The sequence below is a fragment of the Microtetraspora malaysiensis genome (assembly GCF_050947145.1).
Lineage (GTDB): Bacteria > Actinomycetota > Actinomycetes > Streptosporangiales > Streptosporangiaceae > Microtetraspora_A > Microtetraspora_A malaysiensis.
Genome location: NZ_CP191998.1, coordinates 6,294,517 through 6,317,765 on the forward strand (window position 1 = coordinate 6,294,517; position 23,249 = coordinate 6,317,765).

18 protein-coding genes and 1 tRNA gene are annotated in these 23,249 nt (G+C 69.8%); 3 read left to right on the plus strand and 16 right to left on the minus strand.

The window, feature by feature from the left end:
* Positions 1–22: 22 nt before the first annotated feature.
* The 5 genes from coaE to polA form a co-directional block, all read right to left on the minus strand.
* Positions 23–619: a dephospho-CoA kinase gene (gene coaE / locus ACQP1V_RS29710; protein ID WP_067128653.1), complete on the minus strand. Its 597-nt coding sequence runs from the start codon at positions 617–619 to the stop codon at positions 23–25.
* A gap of 88 nt (positions 620–707) precedes the next feature.
* Positions 708–1,229: a GNAT family N-acetyltransferase gene (locus tag ACQP1V_RS29715; protein WP_433413341.1), complete on the minus strand. Its 522-nt coding sequence runs from the start codon at positions 1,227–1,229 to the stop codon at positions 708–710.
* A gap of 174 nt (positions 1,230–1,403) precedes the next feature.
* Positions 1,404–2,870, minus strand: coding sequence for a 30S ribosomal protein S1 (rpsA, locus tag ACQP1V_RS29720; protein WP_067128647.1), 1,467 nt, complete (start codon positions 2,868–2,870; stop codon positions 1,404–1,406).
* Positions 2,871–3,051: 181 nt separating this feature from the next.
* A complete protein-coding gene (locus ACQP1V_RS29725; protein WP_433413342.1) occupies positions 3,052–4,110 on the minus strand; it encodes a polysaccharide deacetylase family protein in 1,059 nt (352 codons plus the stop codon).
* Positions 4,111–4,222: 112 nt separating this feature from the next.
* Entirely contained in the window at positions 4,223–6,901 is a 2,679-nt protein-coding gene (polA, locus tag ACQP1V_RS29730) for a DNA polymerase I (protein ID WP_433413343.1), read from the minus strand.
* A gap of 63 nt (positions 6,902–6,964) precedes the next feature.
* On the opposite strand from polA, the gene ACQP1V_RS29735 reads away from it, so the two are divergent.
* Positions 6,965–7,384, plus strand: coding sequence for a PaaI family thioesterase (locus ACQP1V_RS29735; protein WP_067128639.1), 420 nt, complete (start codon positions 6,965–6,967; stop codon positions 7,382–7,384).
* Positions 7,385–7,683: 299 nt separating this feature from the next.
* The gene (locus tag ACQP1V_RS29740; RefSeq protein ID WP_433413345.1) at positions 7,684–8,238 is read left to right on the plus strand and encodes a DUF4352 domain-containing protein; all 555 of its coding nucleotides are present in this window, start codon (positions 7,684–7,686) and stop codon (positions 8,236–8,238) included.
* A 64-nt stretch (positions 8,239–8,302) separates the two neighbouring features.
* On the opposite strand, the gene ACQP1V_RS29745 is transcribed toward ACQP1V_RS29740, so the two are convergent.
* The 6 genes from ACQP1V_RS29745 to ACQP1V_RS29770 form a co-directional block, all read right to left on the minus strand.
* The gene (locus tag ACQP1V_RS29745) at positions 8,303–9,019 is read right to left on the minus strand and encodes an ABC transporter ATP-binding protein (RefSeq protein WP_067128633.1); all 717 of its coding nucleotides are present in this window, start codon (positions 9,017–9,019) and stop codon (positions 8,303–8,305) included.
* Positions 9,009–9,749 carry an ABC transporter ATP-binding protein gene (locus ACQP1V_RS29750; RefSeq protein WP_387408968.1) on the minus strand — a complete coding sequence of 247 codons (741 nt, stop codon included), beginning with the start codon at positions 9,747–9,749 and terminating at the stop codon, positions 9,009–9,011. Before ACQP1V_RS29750 ends, ACQP1V_RS29745 begins: the two co-directional genes overlap by 11 nt.
* 59 nt (positions 9,750–9,808) lie before the next feature.
* On the minus strand, positions 9,809–10,945 hold the full coding sequence (locus ACQP1V_RS29755) for a branched-chain amino acid ABC transporter permease (protein WP_433413346.1): 1,137 nt from the start codon (positions 10,943–10,945) through the stop codon (positions 9,809–9,811).
* Positions 10,942–11,910, minus strand: a complete 969-nt coding sequence (locus ACQP1V_RS29760) for a branched-chain amino acid ABC transporter permease (protein WP_433413348.1) — start codon at positions 11,908–11,910, stop codon at positions 10,942–10,944. The genes ACQP1V_RS29755 and ACQP1V_RS29760 overlap by 4 nt, the downstream gene beginning before the upstream one ends.
* 105 nt (positions 11,911–12,015) lie before the next feature.
* On the minus strand, positions 12,016–13,209 hold the full coding sequence (locus ACQP1V_RS29765) for a branched-chain amino acid ABC transporter substrate-binding protein (protein ID WP_433413349.1): 1,194 nt from the start codon (positions 13,207–13,209) through the stop codon (positions 12,016–12,018).
* A 325-nt stretch (positions 13,210–13,534) separates the two neighbouring features.
* Positions 13,535–14,116, minus strand: coding sequence for an ANTAR domain-containing response regulator (locus tag ACQP1V_RS29770; protein WP_387408875.1), 582 nt, complete (start codon positions 14,114–14,116; stop codon positions 13,535–13,537).
* A 118-nt stretch (positions 14,117–14,234) separates the two neighbouring features.
* Between ACQP1V_RS29770 and ACQP1V_RS29775 the strand changes: the two genes are divergently transcribed.
* Positions 14,235–14,309: transfer RNA gene (locus ACQP1V_RS29775), tRNA-Leu, on the plus strand.
* Between the two features lie 85 nt (positions 14,310–14,394).
* On the opposite strand, the gene ACQP1V_RS29780 is transcribed toward ACQP1V_RS29775, so the two are convergent.
* From ACQP1V_RS29780 to ACQP1V_RS29800, 5 genes are all read right to left on the minus strand, one after another.
* Positions 14,395–16,224, minus strand: a complete 1,830-nt coding sequence (locus tag ACQP1V_RS29780; RefSeq protein ID WP_433413350.1) for an ABC transporter ATP-binding protein — start codon at positions 16,222–16,224, stop codon at positions 14,395–14,397.
* Positions 16,221–17,897, minus strand: a complete 1,677-nt coding sequence (locus tag ACQP1V_RS29785) for an ABC transporter ATP-binding protein (RefSeq protein WP_433425999.1) — start codon at positions 17,895–17,897, stop codon at positions 16,221–16,223. Before ACQP1V_RS29785 ends, ACQP1V_RS29780 begins: the two co-directional genes overlap by 4 nt.
* A 339-nt stretch (positions 17,898–18,236) precedes the next feature.
* Entirely contained in the window at positions 18,237–19,667 is a 1,431-nt protein-coding gene (pyk, locus tag ACQP1V_RS29790) for a pyruvate kinase (RefSeq protein ID WP_387408872.1), read from the minus strand.
* Between the two features lie 211 nt (positions 19,668–19,878).
* Positions 19,879–21,585 carry a S8 family peptidase gene (locus ACQP1V_RS29795; RefSeq protein ID WP_433413351.1) on the minus strand — a complete coding sequence of 569 codons (1,707 nt, stop codon included), beginning with the start codon at positions 21,583–21,585 and terminating at the stop codon, positions 19,879–19,881.
* A 189-nt stretch (positions 21,586–21,774) separates the two neighbouring features.
* Complete coding sequence (locus ACQP1V_RS29800; protein ID WP_433413352.1) at positions 21,775–23,241, minus strand: glutamate synthase subunit beta; 1,467 nt, start codon at positions 23,239–23,241, stop codon at positions 21,775–21,777.
* Positions 23,242–23,249 lie beyond the last annotated feature (8 nt).

The following is a 23,249-nucleotide window of genomic DNA, read 5'->3' on the forward strand; positions in this document are numbered from 1 at the left end:
CCGCGCCCCCGGGGTCCGCGGGTCAGGCGGCCCTGGCGCGCAGGTCCTCCCACAGCTCGGCGACCCGGGCGTCGAGGTCCTCCAGCGGCCCCTCGTTGGCGATCACCACGTCGGCGACCTTCAGGCGGTCCTCCCGCGTGGCCTGCGCGGCGATGCGCGCCCGCGCGTCCGGCTCGGACATGCCCCGCATCCGCGTCAGCCGCTCCAGGCGGGTCTCATCCGACGCGTCCACGACGACGACGAGGTCGTACATCGGCGCGAGCCCGTTCTCCGCGAGCAGCGGGACGTCGTACACCACGATCGCGTCCCGCGGCGCGGCGTCCTGGAGCTCCTGCACCCGCGCGCCGACCTTCGGATGGACGATCCCGTTCAGCACGGCCAGTTGGCCGGCGTCGGTGAAGACGATGGCGCCGAGCCGCTCCCGATCGAGGCTGCCGTCCGGGCGGAGCACGTCCTCGCCGAACGCCTCGACGATCTCCTTGAGCCCCTCGGTGCCGGGCTCCACCACCTCGCGGGCGACCTTGTCGGCGTCGATGACGATCGCCCCGTGCTCCGCGAGGCGCCGGGAGACCTCGCTCTTACCCGACCCGATGCCGCCCGTGAGACCCACCTTCATCACGCCCGCAGCCTATCGGGACCCCGCCATATCCGGCAGGCGCCCCATATCGACCGCCGGGCCACACGTCGGACGCGCGGGCGCCGGACGGTCAGCACGGCGACGCCGCACGCCGCATGTGGATCAGCGTGAGGTGGTCCTGCACCCGTTCCCGGCGTGTTTCGCGGTATCCCAGGCGGCGGTACAGCCGCAGGTTGCCCTCCGAAAGGTGCCCGGTGAACAGGTCGAAGGCGACGGCCTCCGGGACCGCCTCGTGCAGCGCCTCCAGCAGCGCGGTGCCGATGCCGCTGCCCTGCCGGTCGGGGGCGACGACGAGGCGGGCCACGAGGCACGTGGGGCCGGATAGGGGCGCCTCGCGCCGTCCGGTCCGTGCCTGGACACCCTCCTGCCCAAGGGGGTCCGGCAGCCTGCCGCGCACCGACCCGACGACGCGGGCGCCTTCGACGGCCTTGAGCACCACGCCGGTCTCGATCGCCCGGCGAAGCTGCTCGTACGACTCGACGAGAGGGGCGATGAAGGGGTCGCCGTACATCTGAGCCTCGGTCACGTACGCCGCGCGCTGCAGGGTGAGGATCTCGCCCGCGTCCTCGGGTGACGCCCTCTCTATGTCCATCACGGGGGCACCCTATCGGCCCCGCTCCGGCGGCATCGGGGTGGAGGCTGAGGCGGACCGACCGGTCCTCTGGTGCCGGGTATGCAGACACGAAGCGCGGACGCGAGGGGCACGGACGCGAAAAGGCCCCGCCGAAGCGGGGCCTTCCGTGTGCTTACCTCACGTCCTGAGCGATCAGCTCTGGCCTCCGGCCAGCTTCTCGCGCAGGGCGGCGAGCGCCTCGTCCGAGGCGAGCGCGCCACCGGTCTGAGCCGCGCCGGTGGTCTCGCCGGAGTAGGTCGACGGGGCGGCCTCGCTGGCCTCCGCCTCCTCCGCGCGGGCCTTCTCGACCTGCGACTTGTGGGCCTCGAAGCGGGCCTGGGCCTCGGCGTACTGCCGCTCCCACTCCTCGCGCTGCTTGTCGAAGCCCTCGAGCCACTCGCCGGTCTCGGCGTCGAAGCCCTCCGGGTAGATGTAGTTGCCCTGGTCGTCGTAGGTCGCCGCCATGCCGTACAGCGTGGGGTCGAACTCGACGTCGGCGCCCAGCGCGCCCTCGTTCGCCTGCTTCAGCGAGAGGGAGATGCGGCGGCGGTCCAGGTCGATGTCGATGATCTTGACGAAGATCTCGTCGCCGACCTGAACGACCTGCTCCGGGATCTCCACGTGGCGCTCGGCCAGCTCGGAGATGTGGACCAGGCCCTCGATGCCCTCCTCGACCCGGACGAACGCACCGAACGGCACCAGCTTGGTGACGCGGCCCGGAACGACCTGGCCGATCTGGTGGGTGCGGGCGAACTGCTGCCACGGGTCTTCCTGCGTCGCCTTGAGCGAGAGGGAGACGCGCTCGCGCTCCATGTCGACGTCGAGAACCTCGACGGTGACCTCCTGGCCGACCTCGACAACCTCGGACGGGTGGTCGATGTGCTTCCAGGAAAGCTCGGAGACGTGGACCAGTCCGTCGACGCCGCCGAGGTCCACGAACGCACCGAAGTTGACGATCGAGGAGACGACGCCCTTGCGGACCTGACCCTTCTGCAGGGTGTTGAGGAAGGTCTGGCGGACCTCCGACTGGGTCTGCTCCAGCCACGCGCGGCGGGAAAGAACCACGTTGTTGCGGTTCTTGTCCAGCTCTATGATCTTGGCCTCGAGCTCGCGGCCGACGTACGGCTGCAGGTCGCGGACGCGACGCATCTCGACCAGGGACGCCGGCAGGAAGCCACGGAGGCCGATGTCGAGGATGAGACCACCCTTGACGACCTCGATGACGGTGCCGGTGACGATGCCGTCCTCGTCCTTGATCTTCTCGATCGTGCCCCAGGCCCGCTCGTACTGCGCGCGCTTCTTGGACAGGATGAGGCGGCCTTCCTTGTCCTCCTTCTGGAGGACAAGGGCCTCGACGTGCTCGCCGACTTCGACGACGTCGGCAGGATCGACATCGTGCTTGATCGAGAGCTCACGCGAAGGGATGACACCCTCGGTCTTGTAGCCGATGTCGAGCAAGACCTCGTCTCGATCGACCTTGACGACGGTGCCTTCAACGATGTCGCCGTCGTTGAAGTACTTGATGGTCTCGTCGATCGCGGCGAGGAAGGCCTCCTCGGAACCGATGTCGTTGACCGCTACCTGCGGGGTGCTCGAGGTGGCCTCAGTGCTGCTCGTCATGTGTGGAATTGCTCCGAACCGGACAGATGTCGTTGTGACCAAGGCGCGGTGGGCTTTTTTTCCGTTCAACCATGGCGATGGATGATCGAGTGTGAGCCCGCTCCGTCCGAGGCGCACGCGAACCCACAGCGCAGCGATCAGCATATGAGACGACGCGTCCCAGGTCAATCCGGCCGCAGCACTAGTAAGCGATGACCTTTTTCGCCGCCTTTGAAATGATATTACCTCGAAGCCTCTTCGGTATGGAGATGTGCTCAGGATCCCCATCCGACGTGTAGCGCTCCTTGGGGTGTTCGTTCAGCCACCCCAGCCAGTAGGCCGAGCACCAGCGGCGGCATTCTCCCTGCTTGCCGTTGGACTGGATGCGCCAGATCGCGGTGCTGTCGAAGCTCTTCGCGTACGGCGGAACCGACGGCTCGGCCCCGGCGAGGAAGACGCCGTCGAAGCGGTAACGCGTGCCGTCCCACTTCCCCTCGCGGGCGATCTTCGCCTTGCGCGGGCGGGAGCCGTACGGCAGGGCCATCGTGGTGGACGGCGGGGCGCCCAGCTTCTTCAGCAGCCGCTCCTGCCTGACGATCTGCTCGGCCGCCCCCTTGGTGGACAGCCGGCGCAGGTCAGGATGCGTATAGGTATGGTTGGCCACTTCGAAACCGTGGTCCACCAGCCACTTCACCGCCGCCTCCTGCTGCGCCCGGTCCGGCAGCCCGAACGGCGCGCGGTTCACCCAGAAGGTCGCGACGGGACGGAAGTCCGGGTACTTCTCCGCGACCTCGTAGATGACCCCGACCGCGGTGTCGCGCTTGGGTCGGCCGTCGGCGTCCAGCGCGAAGTGCGAGGGGTGCCCGTCGTCGAAGGTGAGCACGACCGGGTGCGCTCCGGCCGGGATGTCGATCCTGCCGCTGGCGAACTCCGCCGCCGTGACCGGCACGTAGCCCGCCTTGGCCAGCTTCACCAGCTCGGCCCGGAGCTGGGCGGGCGTCCGGTCGATGGACGCGATCCGCTTCTTCAGCAGCCGGTGATACATGATCACCGGCACCAGGCCGAGCTCGTTCGCGCCAACCGCGCGGGCGGACTCCACGGTCGCGACGACCGGCGGAGGCGGGTCGGGTTCACTCGCCGGCGCAGGGGCCGCCCTGGCCGGGATCCTCCTCTCCCCGGACTCGTCATCTCCTGCGGGGGGCAGCAGCATCAGCGCCACCAGCCCCACCGCGATCACCGCCGCGTTGGCGACCACTGTCACCCGAGCAAGTTTCCGCACAATGATTTGACCATACTGCGGCAAAATCGCAGAAGGTCATCTCTGCCCGAATTCCGGGTGAATCGCAGGCAATCTCAGGCCGCGAGGAGCCTGTTCAGTGACCGGCGTCCTCCCAGGTCGGGCCGACGCCCACGGACACGTCGAGCGGGACGCGGAACTGGAACGCGCCGCACATGTGTTCGACCACGACGCGCTTGAGCTCCTCCAGCTCGCCGGGGGCGACCTCGAAGACGAGCTCGTCGTGCACCTGGAGCAGCATCCGCGAGCGCATGCCCTCGATCGCCCGCTGCACGTCGAGCATCGCCACCTTGATGACGTCCGCCGCGGAGCCCTGGATCGGCGCGTTCAGCGCCATCCGCTCCGCCATCTCGCGGCGCTGCCGGTTGTCGCTGGTCAGGTCCGGCAGATAACGACGCCGCCCGAGGATGGTCTCGGTGTACCCGTCCGTGCGGGCCCGGGAGACGACCTCCTCCAGGTAGTCGCGGACCCCGCCGAACTCCTGGAAGTACTCGTCCTTGAGCGCGCGCGCCTCCGCGACCGGGATGCCGAGCTGGCCGGACAGCCCGAAGTCGGACAGGCCGTAGGCCAGCCCGTAGTTCATCGCCTTGATCCGGGCGCGCAGGTCGGCGTCCACCTGCTCGGGCGGGAGGTCGAAGACCCGCGCCGCGGTCGCCTGGTGGAAGTCGTGGCCGGACTCGAAGGCCGCGATCAGCGACTCGTCGCCGGACAGATGCGCCATGATCCGCAGCTCGATCTGGCTGTAGTCGGCGGTGAGCAGCGTCTCGTAGCCCGCCCCCACGACGAAGCCCTTGCGGATCCGGCGGCCCTCGGCGGTGCGGATCGGCACGTTCTGCAGGTTGGGCTTCTCCGAGCTGAGCCGCCCGGTCGCCGCCTTGATCTGGTTGAACGTGGTGTGGATGCGCTCGTCGTCGCCGATCTCCTTGATCAGGCCCTCGACGGTGATGCGCAGCTTCATCTGGTCGCGGTGCCGCAGCATGATCGTCGGCAGCTCGTGGTCGGTCTGGCCGGCCAGCCAGGTCAGCGCGTCGGCGTCGGTGGTGTAGCCGGTCTTGGTCTTCTTCGTCTTGGGCAGGTTCAGCCGGACGAAGAGGATCTCCTGGAGCTGCTTGGGCGACCCGAGGTTGAACTGCTCGCCCACCGAGGCGTGCGCCGCCTCCACCGCCTGCTTGACCGCCGCGCCGAACTCCGCTTCGAGCGCGGCGAAGTACTGCCCGTCGGCCGCGATGCCGGCCCGCTCCATCGAGGCGAGCACCCGCATCAGGGGCAGCTCGACCTCGGTGATCAGGCGGGTGCCGCCCCGGCTCGACAGGCGCGCCTCCAGCTCGTCGGCGAGGTCGCGTACGGCGTGGGCCCGCAGCGCCAGCTCGGCCGCGGCCGCGTCGTCCTCCTCGAAGAGGCTGGTCTGGCCGTTGGTCTCGGCCTCGCTGCGCAGCTCGCGGTGCAGGTAACGCAGGACGAGGTCGTTGAGCGGGAACGAGCTCTGCCCCGGCAGCGCCAGGTAGGCGGCGACGGCCGTGTCGCAGGTCAGCCCGCGCAGGTCCATGCCGAGCTCCCACAGCGCGAGCAGCGGGCCCTTGGCGTCGTGCACGGCCTTCGGCCGGGACTCGTCGGCGAGCCACGCGCTGAGGGCCGCCTCGTCCTCCGGCGTGAGCTGGGTGGGGTCGATGTAGGCGGCGCCCGTCCCGTCCGCGATGGCGATGCCGTCCAGCCGCCCGGTGCCGCTGCCGTAGGAGCCCCGGAACTCCAGGCCGGCGCGGCCCTCGGGCAGCGCGGCCAGCCACCCGCCGACCTCGCCGGGGCCGAGCACGGTGACCTCGACCTCGAAGCCCTCGCTCGTCTCGGGCTCGGCCGTGCCGAGGGTCTTGAAGAGCCGATCACGCAGCTCGCCGCGGATCTGCAGCGAGTCGAGCAGCTTGTTGATCTCCTCGCGGTCCCACTCGCCCATGGTGAGCGCGTCCGGGGTGGCGTCGAGGGGGACGTCGCGCCGCAGCTCGGTCAGCATCCGGTTGTGGATCACCTGGCCGAGGTGGTCGCGGAGCTTCTCGCCGACCTTGCCCTTGACCTCGTCGGCCCGGCGGACCAGCTCGTCGAGCGAGCCGTACTCGGAGATCCACTTGGTGGCGGTCTTCTCCCCCACGCTGGGGATGCTCGGCAGGTTGTCGCTCGGGTCGCCGCGCAGCGCGGCGAAGTCGGGGTACTGCGCCGGAGTCAGACCGTACTTGTCCACCACGGCCTCGGGGGTGAACCGGGTCATGTCGCTGATGCCGCGCCGCGTCATCAGCACCGTCACCTTGTCGTTGACGAGCTGCAGCGCGTCGCGGTCACCGGTGACGATCAGTACGTTCATCCCCGCGCCGGACGCCTGGGTGGCGAGCGTCGCGATCAGGTCGTCCGCCTCGAAGCCCGCCAGCGACAGGTGCGGGACGCGCAGCGCGTCGAGCAACTCGAAGATGAGCTGCACCTGACCGCGGAAGTCCTCCGGCGTCTCGGACCGGTTCGCCTTGTACGCCTCGAACGCCTCGTGCCGGAAGGTCGGCTCGCTCCTGTCGAAACAGACCGCGACGTGGCTCGGCCGCTCGTCGCGCAGGACGTTGGTCAACATCGAGGTGAAGCCGTACACCGCTTCCGTGTGCTGACCGTCCGTCGTCATCAGATTCGCGTCCTTCAGGGCGTAGAAGGCGCGATAGGCAAGGGAATGACCGTCCAGGAGCAACAGGCACGGACGGTCGGGGGTCGCTTCGGTGTTCGGCACATCCGCAGCCTAGTCTCCATCTACGACAGAAACCGCAGGCTCTTGCGTACAGGAGGCATCCCCTTGACCCTGACCAATCCCGACGACTCCGTGACTTTCCTCAACCAGATCAGCCGCGGGCACCTTCCGGAGCGGATGGGCATCGAGCTCCTGGAGGCGACCGCCGAGAAGGTCATCGGACGGATGCCCGTGGAGGGCAACACCCAGCCGTACGGCCTGCTCCACGGGGGCGCCTCCTGCGTGCTGGCCGAGTCGGTCGGCTCGATGGGGGCGGCGCTGCACGCGGGGCCCGGACGGGTCGCGGTCGGCATCGAGATCAACGCCACGCACCACCGCTCGGCCACGTCGGGCCACGTCACGGCGGTGGCCACCCGGGTCCACGGAGGACGCAGCCTCGCCACCTACGACATCGAGATCAGCGATGACGAGGGCCGCCGCGTCTGCACCGCGCGACTCACCTGCATGCTGCGCGACGCCGGCTGACCGACGGCCGTCCCCGATCCGATCGGAACGGATCGCACCGTTTCTTTGCACGACGGGCGGTGCCGTCGCTAGCCTGGTCCGGCTCGGAGCCCGTGGCGAGCTGAGTAGACAACGTGCGGAGCCGGGGAAGCTGCGCACGGTCCCAAAGGCCGCCACGGGCTCGACGAGACGAAGCGGCGCCGCCCCGCCCTCCCCCGCCTGCGACTCCGGAGACGCCCGGGTCGCGTCGAGGAAACGATCCGGATACGCCTGATCACATGCCGGTGCGCCGACGCCGGGCGCGGATCTATCGTGCGGTAATGCCGTGGTTTGCTCGGGCCGGACTGCTCGCGGTCGTCGCCGTGACCACAACCGCCCTCACGACCGGATGCTCGGATCCGCCGGCGAAACCAGCCGCGACCCCGCACACCTACTCACTCCCGGCCGAGACCGCCCGCCCCGGCGAGAGCGTGCTCCGCCCCTCCCTCGTGACAGACGGCGCCACCCGCTTCTGGCTCATCGGCTTCCAGGACGGCATGTCGAGTCTGATCGGCAGCCACGCGGAGTGGAACGCCAAAGGGCAATTCGCCAGCGCCAGGATCGTCGTGCAGAACGTCGACCGGACCAATCAGAAGTTCGAGGCCAAGCGCCAGCTCCTCGTCGCCTCCGACGGCCGCGTCTTCCACGTCAACTCCTTCACGCAAGCGATGAAGCGGCAGCCCGACGAGATGATGATGGGCAGCTTCGTCCGCACGGAGTTCGACCTGTGGTTCGACGTGCCGAAGGACGCGCGGATCACGAAGGTCCGGCTCTTCGGCGCGCCGCCGTTCGGCTCGGTCACGCCGTCCGAGGGCGTCGAGCTGCCGGTCCGTTGAGCGCGCGCACGCGTAGGGCCGGCCGGGTGAGCGTCCCCCGGCCGGCCCGCGCCGCGTCGCGTCGTCAGTGCTGCCCGAGCGCCCCGCCCAGGTACGCCTCGCGCACCTGCGGGTCGTCCAGGAGCTCGGCGGCCGGGGCGGACTTGACCACCCTGCCGGTCTCCAGGACGTACGCCCGGTGGGCGAGCTGGAGCGCCTGCTGCGCGTTCTGCTCGACCAGCAGGACCGTGGTCCCCCGCGTGTTGATCTCCTTGATGATCGAGAAGATCTGGGCCACCAGCATCGGCGCCAGTCCCATCGACGGCTCGTCGAGCAGGAGCACCTTGGGCTTGCTCATCAGCGCCCGCCCGATGGCGACCATCTGCTGCTCGCCACCCGACATCGTGCCGCCGGCCTGGTCCTTGCGCTCGGCCAGGCGCGGGAACAGCTCGAACACCTCGGCCAGGTCCTTGGAGAAGTCGCCGCGCCGGGCGTACGCGCCCATGAGGAGGTTCTCGGTGACCGTCATGCCGGGGAAGACGCCCCGGCCCTCCGGGGACTGGCCGATGCCGACGAGCACCCGCTTGTGCCCGGGCAGGCGGCTGATGTCCTTGCCGTCGAACGTGATGCTGCCGGACGACAGCCCGCGCAGGCCCGAGATGGTCTTGAGCGTGGTGGTCTTGCCCGCGCCGTTGGCGCCGATCAGGGTGACGATCTCACCCTCGTCGACCTCCAGCGAAACGCCCTTGAGAGCCTCGATCTTGCCGTAATGGACGTGAATGTCCTTAATCTCAAGAAGCATCTGCGGGAGCTCCCAAGTACGCCTCGATGACCCGCGGGTCGTTCTGCACCTCGGCCGGGAGGCCGTCAGCGATCTTCTGCCCGAAGTCCAGCACCGCGATGCGGTCGCTGATGCCCATGATCAGGGCCATGTCGTGCTCGATCAGCAGGATCGTGCGGCCCGCGTCGCGGATGGCCTTGATGAGTGTCTGCAGCTCGATCTTCTCCGCCGGGTTCATGCCGGCGGCGGGCTCGTCGAGCAGCAGGAGCTGGGGCTCGGTCGCGAGTGCCCGGACGATCTCCAGCCTGCGCTGGTCGCCGTAGGGCAGGTTCTTGGCCGTCTCGTCGGCGCGGTGGGCGATGCCGGCGAACTCGAGCAGTTCCATCGCCCGCTCGCGCCCGCGCTTCTCTTCGCGGCGGTGCCAGGGCAGCCCGAGCGCCGCGCCGACCGCACCCGTCCGGTGATGCGCGTCCGCGCCCACCAGGACGTTCTCCAGGGCCGACATGTTGTGGAACAGCCGGATGTTCTGGAAGGTGCGCGCGACGCCGCGCTTGGTCACCTGGAACCGCTTCATGCCGCTGATCTTCTGGCCGTCGAAGACAACCTCGCCCGAGGTCGGCCGGTAGACACCGGTGATCGTGTTGAAAACCGTGGTCTTGCCGGCGCCGTTCGGGCCGATGAGCGCGAAGATCTCCCCTTCCTTGACGGCGAGGTCGACTCCACCGAGCGCCTGCACGCCACCGAAGCGCATGGTGACCTGGCGGAGCTCCAGGAGCGTCTTCGCCGGCGAGCTCGCGTTTTCCGGCAGGCTCACTTGGCCACCTCCTCGGCGGGCCGGTCGTCGCCGGCCTCGTCACCGCCCGCGGGGGGCGTCTCGGGCTTCGTGACGGATCCGCTGATGGAGCGGCGACGGCGGGGCGGCAGCAGGCCCTCCGGGCGCAGCGCCATCGTCAGCACGAGCGCCGCGCCGAAGATGAGGATCCGGTAGTCGGCGAAGCCCCGGAAGCGCTCGGGCAGCCAGGCGATCAGGAACGCGCCGATCATCACGCCCGGCAGGTTGCCCGAGCCGCCGAGCACCACGGCGGCCAGGATCGTGGCCGACAGGATGAACGGGAAGTTGGGCGGCTGGATCGCGATGACCTTGCTGGCCCAGATGACGCCGGTGAGTCCGCCGATCATGGCCCCGATGAAGAAGGCCAGCAGCTTGAACTTGAACGTCGGCACGCCCATCAGCTCGGCGGCGTCCTCGTCCTCGCGGATGGCCTCCCAGGCCCGGCCGACCCGGCTCCGTTCCAGCCGTTTCGCGAAGATGACCACAAGGATGATCGCCGCGAGCAGCAGGTAGTAGTACGGGAGCGGGTCGAGGAAGAACTCCACGCCGAAGATGGGCTCCGGGTGCGGGATGTTGGTGATGCCGCGCGAGCCGCCGATGGACTCGGTGTTCTGCGCCGTGACCCGAACGATCTCGCCGAATCCGAGCGTGACGATCGCCAGGTAGTCACCGCGCAGCCGCAGCGTCGGCGAGCCCAGGATGATGCCCGACACCGCCGTCATGAAGATGCCGACCACGAGCACCGGCCAGAAGTTCCAGCCGTACTTGGTGCCGAAGATCGCCATGGTGTAGGCGCCGATGGCGTAGAAGGCGACGAATCCGAGGTCCAGCAGGCCGGCCTGCCCAACCACCACGTTCAGGCCCACCGCCAGCAGGACGTACGTCCCGATCGGGCTGAACAGCAGCGACGCCCAGTGCGAGTGCGGGGACATGAACGACCCGATGGCGTCGCTGGGCGCGACGATCGCGAGCGCGATCAGCAGGGCGTACACAGTCCAGCGGGCCCAACCGGGGGCCGTCGCCCACCAGTCGCGCACGCCGTCGGTGTAGCCGCCGACGGTCCGCCTGAGGGCCGTCAGCGGGTTTCCTGATCGGACGTTGGAGTTAGCGTTCATGCGCGCGCTCGCTGGAGGGATTCACCGAGGATGCCGGTGGGACGGAACAGGAGGACGAGGACGAGGACGGAGAAGGCGATGACGTCCTTCCACTCGGAGCCGAAGAAGATCGAGCCCCAGTTCTCGATGAGACCGAGCATGAGCCCGCCGAGGAGCGCCCCACGTAGGTTGCCGATGCCGCCCAGCACCGCCGCGGTGAACGCCTTGACGCCGAGCAGGAAGCCCACGTTGAAGCGGAGGTTCTCGAACTCCATGGCGTAGAGCAGCGAGGCCACGCCGGCCATCGCGCCGCCGACCAGGAAGGTGGTGCGGATGATGCTGTCGATGTTCACGCCCATGAGCACGGCGGTCTCAGGGTCCTGGGAGGTCGCCCGGATGCCGCGGCCGATCCTGGTGCGGTTCACGAAGATGTCGAGCAGGACCATCATCACCACGGCGGCGACGATGATGAACAGGTGGTCGTTCCTGATGTCGGTGTTGCCGATCGAGAAGACCGTCTCACGGTCGAAGAGCCGCGGGACGGGGACCTGGTTGCGGCCCTGGGAGGGGCGGTCGAACACCTCGGGGATGATCACCAGGGCGAAGAGCTCCTGGAGGAAGATCGAGGCGCCGATCGCGGAGATGAGCGCCGCGAGCCTGGAGGCGCCGCGCCTGCGCAGCGGCCGGTAGGCCACCCGCTCCAGCACGACGGCCGCACCGCCCGAGGCGGCCATGGAGGCCAGCAGGAGCAGGAGCATCGTCCCGACCAGCGCGATCCCGCTGAGCGGGCCCGTGACCCCCATCAAGTTGATCACGAACAGCGCCGCGAAGGAGCCGATCATGAAGATTTCGGAGTGGGCGAAGTTGATGAGGCGCAGCACGCCGTACACCATCGTGTAGCCGAGGGCGATCAAGGCGTAAATGGCGCCGCTGGCCAGACCTCCGATTGTGGACGGCCCGACCTGGCTGATGAAGTCGTTGAGCACGGTGGTCGCTTTCGAACCGGGGCAACCGGGGTCGCCGGGCAGTGAGGAGCGGGAGCCGGGGGGTCGCTCCCGCTCCTCAGCGTTCTCAGGTCGCTACTCGTCGCCTCAGCTCAGCTGAGCCTTCGAGGTGTCGCCCAGCCAGGTCACCTTGCCGTCCTTCACCTCGTAGATGTGAATGACGCTCGCGGCGATCTCACCGTTCGGGTTGAACTTGATCTGCTTGGAGACACCCGGGAAGTCGATCGTCGAGAGGTACTCGTTGATCTTCTCGGAGGTGGTGTTGCCCGCCTCGATCGCCTTCAGGAAGGCCGACATCGCGTCATAGCCCTCGGTGGCGTAGATCAGCGGGTCGGTGCCGAACTTCGCCTTGTAGTTGTCGCTGAAGGTCTTCAGCTCCGGCACGTCCGAGCCGAACGGGATGAGGCAGGGGCAGCCGAGGACCGCGCCCTCGGCGGCGCCCTTGCCCGCGCCCTCGACGAGCGCCTGGTCGACCGAGCCGTCGCCGGAGGAGACGACCGCGGTCACGCCGCCGTCGCGGAGCTGCTTGAGCAGCCGGCCGAGCGGAGCGTAGTAGCCGCCGAAGAAGATGACCTCCGGCGCGGCCGCCTTCACCTTGGTGACGGTCGAGGAGTAGTCCGAGCCCTCGGGGTCGATCTTGTCGCGCTCGACCTTGACGCCCTGGGACTCGAAGCCCTTGGCCACCGCGTCACCGAGGCCGGCGCCGTACTCCTGAGCGTCGTCGATGACGAAGGCCTTCTTGGCCGACTTGGCCTTGACCAGGAACTCGGCGACGGCCGGGCCCTGGACGTCGTCGTTGGCGACGACGCGGTGCCAGAACTTCCAGCCGTTGTCGGCCAGCGCGGGGTTGGTCGCCGACGCGGAGATGCTCGGGATCTTGGCCTGCTCCAGGATGGGGCCGACGTTGCGCGACTCGCCGGAGAAACCGGGGCCGACGAGGGCGGTGATCTTGTCCTGGGTGATGGCCTGCTGGACCTGGGTGACGGCCTGGTCGGGGTTACCCTGGCTGTCGTACTTCACCATCTCGACCTTGACCTTGGTCGACTTGGCGTTGAATTCGTCGACGGCGAGCTGGGCGCCCTGGGACGGCGGGATCATCAGCGCGGAGTTGGCCCCGGTCAGGTCGCCCATGAAGCCGATCTTGAGGGTGGTGGCACCGTCACCGTTCTGAGCACCGGTCGGCGAAGCCTCCTCAGTGCCGCTCCCACAGGCCGCGAGGCCGAGGACAAGCGCTGTACCGGCAGCGACGACGCCACCGAGGCGAGCGATCGTGGATCGCAAGGTTGCCTTCCTTTCGCTTGATCCCACCATTGGGGATCGGATACGCGTCCGCCCCAAGACAGTGGTCAGCCGAGGGGTCGTGAGCGGTAGTACAACCTCGCGAAGTCACAGGTCGGTACAGAGCCCATCACAGTTATGGCTTTGTTATGTAGATCGCTCCAGCCCAAAATCAATCTGGTAACAAACCCGACAAAAAACGTTAATTACGCTTTTTATCGGGGACGGGCGGTCGCCAAGATGGTGCTTTTATGCATGTACAGACCCGTCTGTGGCGCAGCGTACGACCCGACGCCGCGTGAAGCGCCGGGCGGAGCCTCCCCCGTCCTCAGCTCCCGGCCGCGTCGTCGACGACGATCTGGGCCACCTGCCGCATGCTCATGCGGCGGTCCATCGACGCCTTCTGGATCCAGCGGAACGCCTGCGGCTCGGTCCAGCCGTGCTGCGCCATGAGCAGGCCCTTGGCCCGCTCGACCAGCTTGCGGGTCTCCAGCCGCTCGGAGAGTCCGGAGACCTCCTTCTCCAGTGCGGCGATCTCCTCGTGGCGGCTGACCGCCATCTCGATCGCGGGGATGAGGTCCCCCTTGGTGAACGGCTTGACCAGGTAGGCCATGGCCCCCGCGTCCCTGGCCCGCTCCACCAGGTCGCGCTGTGAGAACGCGGTGAGGATGAGGCAGGGCGCGATGCGCTCGGAGACGATCCGCTCAGCGGCCGAGATCCCGTCGAGCACGGGCATCTTCACGTCGAGGATCACCAGATCGGGGCGCAGCTCGATGGCCTTCTTGACGGCCGTCTCACCGTCGCCGGCCTCCCCCACGACGGCGTAGCCGTCCTCTTCGAGCATCTCCTTGAGATCGAGGCGGATCAGGGCCTCGTCTTCCGCGATCACCACTCGCCGCTGCGTAGTCACGCACAAGAGGTTACCGATGTCCACTACAGTAGGACCACGCACGGGGCTTGTGGTTGATCGTTCATCCGCTAAGCTCCGAGCGACGGGTTCGGACATGTCACACAGTGTCCGGATTGAAGCCCCGGTACCCCAATTGGCATGAGGGAGCGGATTCAAAACCCGTACAGTGTGGGTTCGAGTCCCACCCGGGGCACTTTTTCACCAGTCACCGAGCCGGGATCGCCGGCTCCATCCGCCTCCGGCTCTCCCGTACGGCCGCCCAGGCGCGGCGCGTACGGTCAGGCGAGGCTCTCGACCCAGGCGCGATGCAGGCGGGCGAATCGGCCCGCTCCCGCGATCAGCCGCTGCGGCGGGCCGTCCTCGACCACGCGGCCACCCTCCATGACGAGCACGCGGTCGGCGATCTCCACGGTGGACAGCCGATGCGCGATGATCACGGCGGTCCGGTCCGCGAGGATGGTGCGCAGCGCCCGCTGGACCAGCCGCTCGCTCGGCACATCGAGGCTGGAGGTCGCCTCGTCGAGGATGAGGACGGCCGGGTCGGCGAGGAACGCCCGCGCGAAGGCCACGAGCTGGCGCTGCCCGGCCGACATCCGGCCGCCGCGCTTGCCGACCTGGGTGTCGTAGCCGTCCGGCAGCGCCGCGACGAACGCGTGCGCCCCGATCGCGCGGGCGGCGGCGACCACCTCCTCGTCGGAGGCGTCCGGACGGCCGAACCTGATGTTCTCGGCGATCGTGCCGGAGAACAGGAAGTTCTCCTGGGTGACCATGACCACCGAGCGGCGCAGCGCGGCCTCGTCGAGGTCGCGCAGGTCCACCCCGTCGAGCAGGACGCGGCCGTCCACCGGGTCGTAGAACCGGGAGATCAGCTTGGCCAGGGTGGTCTTGCCCGCGCCCGTGGTGCCGACCACCGCCATGGTCTGCCCGGCCGGGAGCTCCAGGTCGAGCGCCGGGATGATCGGAGGCCCGTCCGGGTAGGCGAACTCGACCGCCTCGAACCGCACCGCCCCCTTCGCGTACGGCAGGGCCGCGGGGTGGCGGGGCTCGGCGACGGCGGGCTCCTCCTCCAGCACCCCGGACAGCTTCTCCAGCGCCGCGCTCGCCGACTGGAGCGTGTTGTAGAACTGGCTGATCTCCTGCATGGGCTCGTAGAACTGGCGCAGGTAGAGCAGGAACGCGGCCAGCACTCCGACAGTGACGGCATCGTGCAGCGCGAGCCATCCGCCGTACAGCAGGACCGCGGCCACGGTCACGTTGCCGATCAGTTTGACGCCGGGCATGAAGGCCGCGACGAGGCGCATGCCCCGCATGTTGGCGTCGCGGTAGTCCTGGTTGAGCCGCTCGAAGATCTCCTGGTTGCGGGGCTCCCTACGGAACGCCTGGACCGCGCGGATGCCGGTCATCGACTCGACGAAGTGGACGATGACCAGGGCGACGGTCTCCCTGGTCCTGCGGTAGGTGACGCTGGACTGGCGCCGGAACCAGCGGGTGAACAGCAGCAGCAGGGGCAGCGGCAGCAGCGCGACCACGGCGAGGTGCGCGTCGAGCAGGAGCAGCATGGCCGCGGTGCCGACCAGCGTGAGCACCGCCGTGACCAGCCCGTCCAGGCCGGACGCCAGCAGCTCGGCGATCGCCTCGACGTCCGAGGTGAGCCGCGAGATCACCCGCCCGGAGGTGTACTTCTCGTGGAACGACAGGGACAGCCGCTGGAAGTGGTCGAAGACGCGGCGGCGGAGTTCGAGCAGGATGTCCTGGCCGATGCGGCCGGACAGCCGCAGGAACGCCTGCCGGGTGAGCGCCTGGGTCAGCGCGGCCGCGACGACCGCGGCGACGATGACGAACAGCGTCCCGGGCCCGCCGCCGCGCAGCATCGGCGGGATGCCGTCGTCGATGCCGACCGCGACGAGGTACGGGATGGCCAGCCCAGCGGCGCTGGACAGCACGATGATCGCGACCAGCAGCGCCATGCCGCGCCGGTGCGGGCGGAGCAGGTCGCCGAGCAGCCGGCGTGAGCGGGTGCGCAGCAGGAGCGACACCCGGTCGGAGAGATGGTCCTGCTCCTCCGCGGCGACTCCGCGCCAGCCGTCCCCGGTCGCTTCCACGCTCACCGCAGTGCCTCCTCCTGGTCGAGATCGGCGTCCTGCGCGAGGAGCGCCCGGTATTCGGGGACCTCGGCCAGCAGGTCCGCGTGGCGGCCGACGTGGGTGATGGTGCCGTCCTGCAGGAGCGCGACCCGGTCGGCGAGCAGCACGGTCGAGGCCCGGTGCGCGACGACGAGGCCGGTGGCGTCGGTGAGGACGGCGCGCAACGCCTCCTCGACCAGGGCCTCGGTCTCCACGTCGAGCGCCGAGAGGGTGTCGTCCAGGACGAGGATCCGGGGCCGGCCGAGCACCGCGCGGGCCAGGGCGAGCCGCTGCCGCTGGCCGCCGGACAGGGACATGCCCTGCTCGCCGATGCGGGTGTCCAGCCCCCAGGGCAGGTCGTACGCGAAGGTGGCCTGGGCGATCTCCAGCGTGGCGCGGATCTCCTCGTCGGTGGCGTCCCCGCGGCCGAGGGTGAGGTTCTCCCGGACGCTCATCGAGAACAGCGTGGCCTCCTCGAAGGCGGTGGCGACCACCGAACGCAGCGAGGGCAGGGACAGGTCGCGCACGTCGTGCCCGTCGACGGTGACGCGCCCGGCCGTGACGTCGACCAGCCGCGGCACCAGCGCGGTGAGCGTGGTTTTGCCCGAGCCGGTCGCGCCGACGATGGCTATGGTCTCTCCCGGCTCCACCTCAAGCCAGACGTCGCGCAGCACGGGCCGCTCGGCGCCGGGGAACCGGAAGCCGACGCCCTCGAAACGCAGGTGGCCGCGCGGCTCGGCGACGACCTGCGCGCCGCCGGCGATCTCGGGCACGGTGTCGAGCACCTCGACGACCCGGTCCGCCGACGTCATGGCCTCCTGGCCCATCGCCAGGATGTACCCGAGCGAGGTGACCGGCCAGACGAGCTGGAGCACCAGCGTGGTGAAGGCCACCAGCGTGCCCAGGGTCAGCCAGCCGCCGCCGACGGCGAGCGCGCCGAGGAGCAGCACCATGGCGAGGGTGACGTTCGGCACCACTTCCAGGAAGGTGAAGAACCGGGAGGACAGCCGCACCTTCTCCAGGGAGGTGCGGTACACCTTGCCCGCCAGGCCGTCGTACGTCGCGGCCACGTGGCGCCGCCGTCCGAACGCCTTGATCGTGCGGACGCCGAGGGCGCTCTCCTCGACGAAGGTGGCGAGGTCGCCCTGCTCGTCCTGCACCTGGCGGGAGATGCGGATGTACCGCTTCTCGAAGCGATTCGACAGGATGATGACGGGGATCGCCGAACCGGCGACGAGCAGGCCGAGCGGCCAGTACATCCGCAGCAGCACCACGGTCACGGTGGTGAGCTGGAGGACGTTCATCACGAGGAACAGCACGCCGAACCCGAGGAACCGCCGGATCGTGGACAGGTCCGTGGTCGCGCGGGAGAGGAGCTGACCGGACTGCCATTCGTCGTGGAAGCGCATCGGCAGGCGCTGCAGATGGCGGTACAGGTCGTCGCGGATCGCCGTCTCCAGACCGAGCACGGGAGCGGCCTGGGACCAGCGGCGCAGGAAGGTGAGCAGGGCCTCGGCCACACCGAGCGCGAGCGCGAGCAGTCCGAGTGGCAGCAGCGCGGCCTGGTCTCCGTGGGCCACCGGACCGTCGATGATCTCCTTGCCGACGAGCGGGGTCAGGATGGCGGCCGCGATGCCGAGCACGGCCGCGGCCCACATGAGGACCACCGGCCGGGTATAGGGGCGCAGATACGACTTGAGCCGCCACAGCGAGGACCAGGAGGGTTTTCGAGCGTCTGAGGTGGGTCCTGATCGTGACGGCATGACCGGGCGTGACACTCCTCACCTAAGGGGGGACGGCTCGCTCCCGCCATGGTTCCCTACGGCTCACGTCTGATCAACCAGATTTTCGCCACCTACAGTTATGACTTCATAACGCGACGTAATGGAAATGTGGCGTGACCAGCCACTTCCCACCGGAAGGCCGACGAGAGTGTCCGGCACGCCGACGACCCGGCGGCCGTGGGCCACCGGGTCGGATCGGTACGGAGCCGCCGGTCAGCGGGGGTGCGCGACCGCCGAGCCGATCGTGTGCACGCGCAGGAAGTTGGTCGAGCCCGGGATGCCGGTCGGGGACCCCGCCACGATGACGATCTTGTCGCCCTTCTCGAAGTTGCCGAGGGTGAGCAGCGAGGCCTCGACCTGGCGCACCATGTCGTCGGTGTGGTGGACGAACGGCACCTCGAAGGTCTCGACGCCCCAGGTCACCGCGAGCTGCCCGCGGACCTGCGGGTTGGAGGTGAAGGCGAGCAGCGGGATCGGCGAGCGGTAGCGCGCGAGCCGCCGCGCGGTCTCGCCCGACATCGTGAACGCCACCAGGGCCTTGGCGCCGACGATCGCGCCGACCTCGGCCGCAGCCCTGGCGATGGCGCCGCCGGTGGTCTCGGGCAGCCGCTCCAGGGTGTGCGTGGCGTGCAGTGTGGCGCTCTCGGCGGCCGTCGCGATGCGGGCCATGGTGGAGACCGACTCGACGGGATAGTTGCCGACGGAGGTCTCGCCGGACAGCATCACCGCGTCGGCGCCGTCCATGACCGCGTACGCGACGTCGGAGGCCTCGGCCCGGGTCGGCCGGGGGGCGCTCATCATGGAGTCGAGCATCTGGGTGGCGACGATGACCGGGTGCGCCTTGTCACGGCACAGCTCGATGATGCGGCGCTGAACGATCGGCACCTGCTCGAGCGGCAGCTCGACGCCGAGGTCGCCGCGGGCGACCATGATGCCGTCGAAGGCGTCGACGATCTCCTCCAGACAGGCGACGGCCTGCGGCTTCTCGATCTTGGCGAGCAGCGGGAGGTGGACACCCTCCTCTTCCATGATCCCGTGCACGATCTCGGCGTCGCCGGGCGAGCGCACGAAGGACAGCGCGATCATGTCGAAGCCGGTGCGCAGCGCCCAGCGCAGGTCGATCTCGTCCTTCTCGGTGAGCGCGGGCGCGCTGACCGCGACGCCGGGCAGGTTGAGGCCCTTGTTGTCGGAGATCATGCCGCCGATGACGACGCGGGTGACCACGCGGGGGCCGTCCACGGCGGTCACCTCCAGGTGGAGGCGGCCGTCGTCCACGAGCACGGTGTCGCCCGGCCGCACGTCGCCGGGCAGCCCGGCGTACGTGGTGGAGACGATGTCACGGTCGCCGGGGACGTCCTCGGTGGTGATGGTGAAGACGTCTCCGAAGCCGAGCCGTACCGGACCGGACGCGAACCGGCCCACGCGAATCTTGGGCCCCTGGAGGTCGGCGAGCACGCCTACGGCACGCCCTACCTCGTCGGCGGCGGCCCTGACCCGGTCCAACACCTCCTTGTGCAGCTCGTGGCTGCCGTGCGAGAGGTTGAATCTGGCCACGTCCATGCCGGCGGCGATGAGCTCGCGCAGCCGCTCCGGCGAGGAGGTTGCGGGGCCAAGGGTACAGACGATCTTTGCTCGACGACTCACGGTCCTAGCCTAATTGGTACAGACCACTTGATTGTGACGGCGCATGGAGCTGTGGCCAAATTGTCGATGACGTATCGGGCTCATCCGGGTGTCCTTCGCACCCCGCCGTGCGGGGTGGCGCGGGCCCGGCGCCCGCCGTCGCGGCTTCGCGCGCCCAATTCAGGCTACCGAATCCGCCGGACCGCCAGCAGGGCATTCCCCCAGCGGAGACTCAGCGGGTGAACGTCGCGGCCCGGGCGGCGCTGACGATGCCGTGGCCGAAGAAGCCGTTGTGATCCCGGCCGCCCTCGCAGGTCTGCACGTCGTTCTTCGCGTACTTGTACGCCCGGGGCTCCGGGCAGGGCCGGGGCACCGCCGTCTCGTACAAAATGCGTTCGACCTCGGCGGGGTCCATCGTCAGGCCGTTCTTCCCGGGGGTGCCGAAGCGGCCGACGATGATCGCGGCGACGCCGGCGGCGTGCGGCGAGGCCATGGAGGTGCCCTCCAGGTACTGGTAGTAGGCACAGGTCCCGCCGGGCGGGCACTCCCGGACCACGGACGGGTCCTGGGGCACCCCGCGGGCGTCGACGAGGCCCTTCTGGCGCAGCGCGCGGGCCGGGGCCGCGGCCAGGATCTCCCTGCCCACGCCGGTGAGCCGCCCGTCCTTGGCGAACAGGTCGCCGCCCGGCGCGGCGATGTCGGTCTGCTCGACGCCGTAGTCGGAGTAGGACGCCTTGCGCTCGGTGGGGCCGACGGCGGAGACCGAGATGACGTGCTCCAGCTCCGCCGGCACGTTGATGCAGGTGTTGTCGACCTTGCGCTCGTGTTCGGCGCCCAGCGGGTAGTCGGGGCTCGCGGTGTCCTTCGCCGGGTGGCCGAGGTCGGTGCCGCTGTTCCCGATGGCCGTGATCAGCGTGACGCCGTGGGCGTGCGCGTACGCCACGGCGCGGCGCATGCCCTCGATGATGCCGCGCTGTTCGAGCCGTTCGGCGGGCGTGTCCTTCGGGTTGTTCGGGCAGTTGAACGTCCAGGGGTCCACGTAGAAGCTCATGTTGACCACCGCGACGCCGATGTCGGCGGCGTACGTGAGGGCGTCCAGGGTGGGCTTGAGGAAGAAGTAGCCGGAGTCGGTGCCGGCGCGGATGTTCACCAGCGACACCTCGGGGGCGACCCCGGCGACCCCGATCCCGTTGAGCGGGGAGCCGATCGTACTGGCGACGTGCGTGCCGTGGCCGTCGTCGTCCACGTCCACGGGGTCCTTGCAGTCCTTGGCCTCGCAGGGACCGTCGAACGTCTTGCCGTTGGCGTCCTTGGGCCGGTCGGTGACGAAGTTGCGGCTCAGCTCGCGGTTGAAGTTGGGCGCGATGTCGGGGTGCTTGCCGTCGATGCCGGTGTCGATGACGCCGACGAGCACCCGCCTGCCCCGCGCCGAGGGGTGAGCGTAGGAACCGGTGGCGGTGGCGCCGATCATCTTCATGTCCCACTGGCGGCCGGACAGCGGGTCGGCCAGCGCCGCGGGCCCCGACGTGGCCGCGGAGGGTGCGGGGGTGGGCGACGCCGGCGGCGAGGCGGCGGGCGGCGTTGGCACGCTCGCCGCCTCGCCGATCCTGCGGTCGGGGGTGACGCCGGCGATCGCCGGGGTCGTGCCAAGCTTCTCCGGCGCGGACAGCTCGGCCACGAGGTAGCCGAGCCGCGGCTCGTCCCCGGTGACCACGCCGCCGCTGGCGGCGACCGCGCGGGCCGCCGCGTCCCGACCGCCTTGGGTGTAGAAGACGAGGAACTCCCCGCTCGCCCCCGTCGGCCGCGCCGTCCCGGGCGTCGCCGTCCGCGCCCCGTGGGCGTCCCGGCCCGCGCCGGGATCGCTCGGGCCGGCCGCGCAGGCCGTGCCCGCCATCGCCACCGCGAGGACCGCGGCGGTGAGACGTCCCCGTACGTTCAACGACCCCTCCTCGTTCTGGCCCGCCCGTCCCGGGAGGAGCCTGACAGCGTGAGCACGCCACCGACATACGAGAGGTATTCCCGTTTTGTCGGATTTTCGCCTGGGGGACGTGCGCAGGCGGCTCCGGCCACAACAATAGACGTGACCACGCGGCCGGCGGCCGCGTGGTCACGTCCGTTCACGCAGGTGTCAGACCAGCGGGCGCGCCGTCGGCGGGACCGCGACCGGCAGGGCGGTACGGCCCGAGAGGTACTCGTCCACCGCCGCGGCGGCCGACCGGCCCTCCGCGATCGCCCACACGATCAGCGACTGGCCGCGCCCCATGTCACCGGCCGCGAAGACGCCCTCCACGGCGGTCTCGTACGACGCGCCGCGGGCCACGTTGCCCCGGGCGTCGAAGAAGTCGCGCGAGGCGAGCGACGCGAGGCCGGTGAGCAGCGGGCCACGCTCCGGGCCGACGAATCCCATCGCGAGGGTGACCAGCTCGGCGGGGATCTCCCGCTCGCTGCCCGGGATCGGCCGGAACCCGGCCGCCGGCCCCTCGACGTCGACCAGGCGCAGCGCCCGGACGTTGCCGTGCTCGTCCGCGAGGAACTCGGTGGTGGAGGCGGCGTAGACGCGGGCGCCGCCGCCCGCCTCCAGCTCCTCGTGCGCGCTCTCCATCTTGAACAGCATCGGGTACGTCGGCCACGGCTGGGATCCGGGCCGGTCCGCCGGCGGCCGCGGCATGATCTCCAACTGGGTGACCGAGGCGGCCCCCTGGCGGATCGCCGTGCCGACGCAGTCGGCGCCGGTGTCACCGCCGCCGATCACGACCACGTGCTTGCCCTCCGCCGAGATCGGCGACGCGGCGAGGTCCCGGTTGGCGGGCGGGAGGTACTCCATCGCCTGGTAGACGCCCTTGAGCTCGCGCCCGGGCACCGGCAGGTCGCGCCAGGCGGTGGCCCCACCGGCGAGCACGATCGCGTCGAACTCCTCGCGCAGGCGGGCGACCGGGACGTCCACGCCGACGTTGACGCCGGTGCGGAACTCGGTGCCCTCGGCCTCCATCTGCGCCAGGCGGCGGTCGAGGTGGCGCTTCTCCATCTTGAACTCGGGGATGCCGTACCGGAGCAGGCCGCCGATCCGGTCCGCGCGTTCGAACACGACGACGTCGTGCCCGGCGCGGGTGAGCTGCTGGGCGGCGGCCAGCCCGGCCGGGCCGGAGCCGACCACGGCGACGCGCTTGCCGGTCTTCCTCTCCGGCGGCCGCGGCGCGACCCAGCCCTCGGCGAAGGCGCGGTCGATGATCTCGACCTCGACCCGCTTGATCGAGACCGGGTCGGCGTTGATGCCGAGGACGCAGGCCGCCTCACAGGGAGCCGGGCACAGGCGTCCGGTGAACTCCGGGAAGTTGTTGGTCGCGTGCAGCCGCTCGGCCGCCTCACGCCAGTCGTCCCGGTACACCAGGTCGTTCCACTCGGGGATGAGGTTCCCGAGCGGGCAGCCGTTGTGGCAGAACGGGATGCCGCAGTCCATGCAGCGGGCGGCCTGCTTGGTCAGCGCGGGCTTCGGGAAGTCCTCGTAGACCTCCCGCCAGTCGCGGATGCGCACGTCGACCGGGCGGCGCGCCGGCAGCTCGCGGTCGTGCGTGAGGAAACCCTTCGGGTCAGCCATCGGTGTAC